This is a genomic window from Cupriavidus sp. 01L46 (assembly GCF_056399905.1).
Genome location: NZ_JBFTSF010000453.1, coordinates 1 through 3,636 on the forward strand (window position 1 = coordinate 1; position 3,636 = coordinate 3,636).

Genomic DNA, 3,636 nt, shown 5'->3' on the forward strand with positions numbered 1-3,636 from the left:
GCTCGACGAAGACGTGTTCAAGGGGGCGACGTACGCCGACATGTTCCGCCGCGGCAAGCCAATCGTTTGGATCAACGCCACGAACGTCTACTACCGGGTTGCGTTCCCGTTCAGCCAGTTGGCATTCGATGCACTATGCAGTGATCTTGCGAGCTTTCCCGTTTCCGAGGCCGTCGCCGCATCCATGGCGGTCCCGCTTTTCTTCGCACCGATCATCCTTCAAAAGCATCCCGAGGCTTGTAGTGCACCGCTGCCGAACCTTGACCAGGCCCAGGCGCCTGGGCGATCGCTGCTCTTTGGCGCGTTGGCAAACGCCGTTCGCGGTCACCGGGATACTTCGAAGGGGAAGTACATCAAGCTGGTCGACGGCGGGGTGACCGACAACTACGGCTTGGCCGCCATTCTGCAATCGCGCCTGCTGCTGGGCACGGCTTACGGTCCCATGAGCGAGAGCGACGCGATCAAGGTGCGGCGGCAACTTTTCATCGTTGTTGACGCCGGTCAGGGCCCACGCGGCGATTGGAACCAAAGCCAGGCTGGCCCATCCGGAATCGAAGTCGCAAGCGCGRCCATCGACGCGGCAATGGCGACCAACGTTCGAATGAGCTATGACGCTTTCGTTCCCATGATGAAGCAATGGCGCGACGACCTCGTGGCCTATCGGTGTGGGATGCCGCATTCCCGGCAGCAGGAAATCGCCGCACGCCTCCCGGGCTGGCGGTGCGACGAAGTCGAATTCTTCGTCACGCGGATCTCGTTTGAGGCCCTCGACAAGGAGCGTGCTGCAAGTCTGAACGATCTGCCGACCAGACTTCATCTGCCCGAGAGGGACGTCGATCGCTTGATCGAAGCGGGAAGGGATGCCATCCTCGGCAACCCGGTGATCCGTGAGTTCGAGCGCGAATTGACTGCGGCGCCATAGTCCCGCGCCACGCAGCGTGGGTGAGGCCGCGTTCTTGCTGCTCGGCCGCGGCGCTCTGGCGGAGGCACGTTCCGCAATGCTAGCGCGACTAGCGGCTGAACGCCTGAAGGCGGAAGCCAAGGCCGCGCGGACCTACACGCGGGAGGGCGTACGCGCCGCCGCCAAGTTCGAGCGCGACCAACCAACCCGCTCGGCGGCCAAACGAAAGACGCTTGCTAATGAGAAACGCAAGCTGGTCTCTTACGCTGATCTGTTGCGGATGCGTGGGTGACCTGACGGAAGTTCGACACGGCGGACTGCCGATCGACTTCGTGGAAAGCGGCGCCGATCTCGTGAGCTGCCAACATTGGGGGCTTCTGCCCCATCGCAGTCCAACTTATCTCGCAGGTTCTGCGGGATACATTACGTCAKGGCTCCGGGTTCGTGGCAAACCACTTCGATGTTGTGACCGTCCGGACCAATGACGAACGCTGCATAGTAGTTCGCGTGGTAGTGCGGTCGCAGACCAGGCGCACCATTGTCTTTGCCACCCGCCTCCAGAGCCGCGCGATAGAAAGCTTCGACCTGCTGGCGATTCTCGGCCGTGAACGCCAAGTGAAGATGCGCTGGCTTCTCCTCGGCTTGGTACAGGCACAATGAAGCCTTACCCTTTGGGCTGAGCTCGACACCGTACGTCGGCGGCCCCTCCGAGACAATAGCTATGCCGAGCGGTTCGAGTGCCTTGAGAAAGAACGCTTTGCTTGCTGCATAGTCGCTGACTCCGAACTTGACGTGGTCAAACATGAGTTCTCCTGAAGTGTGTGGGCCTGCGTGAGGATCCTAACCCCCCATCGAGGGTACGTCCACAAGCGGGCTTCGCCATGGCACTGCTGCCAAGCCAAACCAGAGCAATGAGGCGTGCGAGCACGAGGGTATCGCACTTCATTTGGGCTGGGTCTGCGGCAATCAGGAGGATCTTCGGCGTTAGTGCGCTGGGCCGAGAACGGCTCAACCCTGTTTCGTAATTGGAAATCCGCTATCTGCGTGGAGGCGACGGTCGCGGGCCATTTACTCGCCCAGTGGCGCGCAATGCAAGTTCTTGGCGGAACGTTGACCGGGCTGTTCTATGGTCACGAATGACCAGTATTGAAACTCGCCCTCAGACGCGATACCCGTAGAGTGTGCCGCCGGCTTCGCGCGCGTTGTCCAGCGGGTCGCCCGCAAGTTCGCTGCAGGCATTGCCGTTCGGCTGAACTGTGCCGACAGGTGGCCGTCCTACATGGTCATTGACCGTAGCCAAGGCAAGGTTGGTGGCAGCGGCGAAAGCGGCGGCTGAAATCGCCCCCATTAGCATGCGTGTGCGAATCACCTGAAATCCACCGAGTCGAGGCGGGACAGCGGTGGAGCGTTGAGCATGACAAGACCTGCCACCAGGTCCGGGCGTCGCAACGCGCAGACCTGGGCAAGCGCCGCCCCAATCGTGGCCCACGAGCACGGCAGGAACCGGCAGTGCATATTGCGCCGGATCCGTCGGTGCACTCCTCGGCGGGTAGCCGGGCAGCCTTGGTCTAACTACGAGGTGGTCGCGCGCCAGATCCTCCACCTGTGCAGAGCAGGTTCCTTCCTGGTCCGGAAACTCATGAAGCAGGATCAGGGGAGTTCCGTTGGCGAAGCGGCGGTACAGGATCTCGACCTCGCCGTTCTTCAGCACGTGCGGAGGCGGTTCTTGGTGTGTGCTCATGGGGTTGACGTCCTGGATGATGTGGGTCTCGACGGTGGCCGGCACCGTCTGCGCCCGCCGGATGGACGGCGGCAGCACGGTCAGGGTGGAGGCGGCACCGATGGTGCCGCCGGCCTTGCGGAAGAACTCGCGTCGTTGGTTGTTCACGGTCATGGTGTCGATTCGGCGGTTGCAGGCCGCGAGAACCGGAGATCGAAGTCGTTGACCTGTTCCCCCAAGCGCTGATCGCGGTCGTGCGCGCCGGTCATCCTTTCGCCGCCCGCCCTGCGACCGCGCACCGCTACGCAGCACAGTTGTACATTGACGTGCAGCGCCGCGCCTGTCATCGCCGCACGGGGCGACTTCGTCGCCACGCTCAGCGAGCGACTGGCGCGAGCGATGGCGCCCGGCCTCGGCCTCGTGGTGGTGCCGCTGCCATTCCTGCCACGCGGCGAGACGGTGGTCATGACATGGCATCCGCGTCACGCAGCCGACCCGGCGCACGCCTGGCTGCGGCGGCGGGTGCCGGCCGCGATCGCCGCCGCGTGTGCCCCCCTGAGCTATCGGATGGTCTCGGGCCCGTCGACGTGAGCCTGGGCGCGCCGGCGGCGCACGGCGACTGATGCGGAGAGGGTTCCGCTTGCGGGCTGGGGCACAACGGTGCTCGGCCTCAACAGGTCCGATGAGTCGAGCGAAGCGTTAGCCGCATCCTGGTAGTCCTCATGCGACCACCACAAGGAACACTCGCCTTTCCCGATCCCGGCCGTTCACTTGCGACTCAAGACAACGACACACCAACTGTCATGCTTGATGCTCAATATCCAAGACTGCCACTTGATAGGTGGACATCGATTAGAGGAGCGAGCTTTAGCGCGTGATCGCGAGCCAGATCGTGATTACCGCCTGGAATTACGTGCAAGTGCGCGTGGGGAAGTAGCTCAAGCAACTGCTGGCCGACAGCGACGGGGCTGATTGGGTCCGCATCCCCCCAAAGCAAAAGCGTAGGCTGTGAAAC

The 3,636-nt window shown here is 62.9% G+C and carries 4 protein-coding genes and 1 pseudogene; 1 reads left to right on the forward strand and 4 read right to left on the reverse strand.

The annotated features are described in order from the left end of the window. Nucleotides 1-922, forward strand: a pseudogene (locus AC1DS3_RS36595) (patatin-like phospholipase family protein); the annotation flags it as partial. Between the two features lie 402 nt (nucleotides 923-1,324). Here the strand turns inward: AC1DS3_RS36595 and AC1DS3_RS36600 are convergent. The 4 genes from AC1DS3_RS36600 to AC1DS3_RS36615 all read right to left on the reverse strand — a co-directional run. Further along, nucleotides 1,325-1,705, reverse strand: a complete 381-nt coding sequence (locus tag AC1DS3_RS36600; RefSeq protein ID WP_477129129.1) for a VOC family protein — start codon at nucleotides 1,703-1,705, stop codon at nucleotides 1,325-1,327. Between the two features lie 355 nt (nucleotides 1,706-2,060). Continuing rightward, nucleotides 2,061-2,795: an alpha/beta fold hydrolase gene (locus tag AC1DS3_RS36605; protein WP_441641217.1), complete on the reverse strand. Its 735-nt coding sequence runs from the start codon at nucleotides 2,793-2,795 to the stop codon at nucleotides 2,061-2,063. Further along, nucleotides 2,792-3,088, reverse strand: a complete 297-nt coding sequence (locus AC1DS3_RS36610) for a hypothetical protein (protein ID WP_441641216.1) — start codon at nucleotides 3,086-3,088, stop codon at nucleotides 2,792-2,794. The genes AC1DS3_RS36605 and AC1DS3_RS36610 overlap by 4 nt, the downstream gene beginning before the upstream one ends. Nucleotides 3,089-3,435: 347 nt before the next feature. After that, on the reverse strand, nucleotides 3,436-3,636 hold a 201-nt coding region (locus AC1DS3_RS36615), incomplete at its 5' end, for an alpha/beta fold hydrolase (protein ID WP_477129130.1).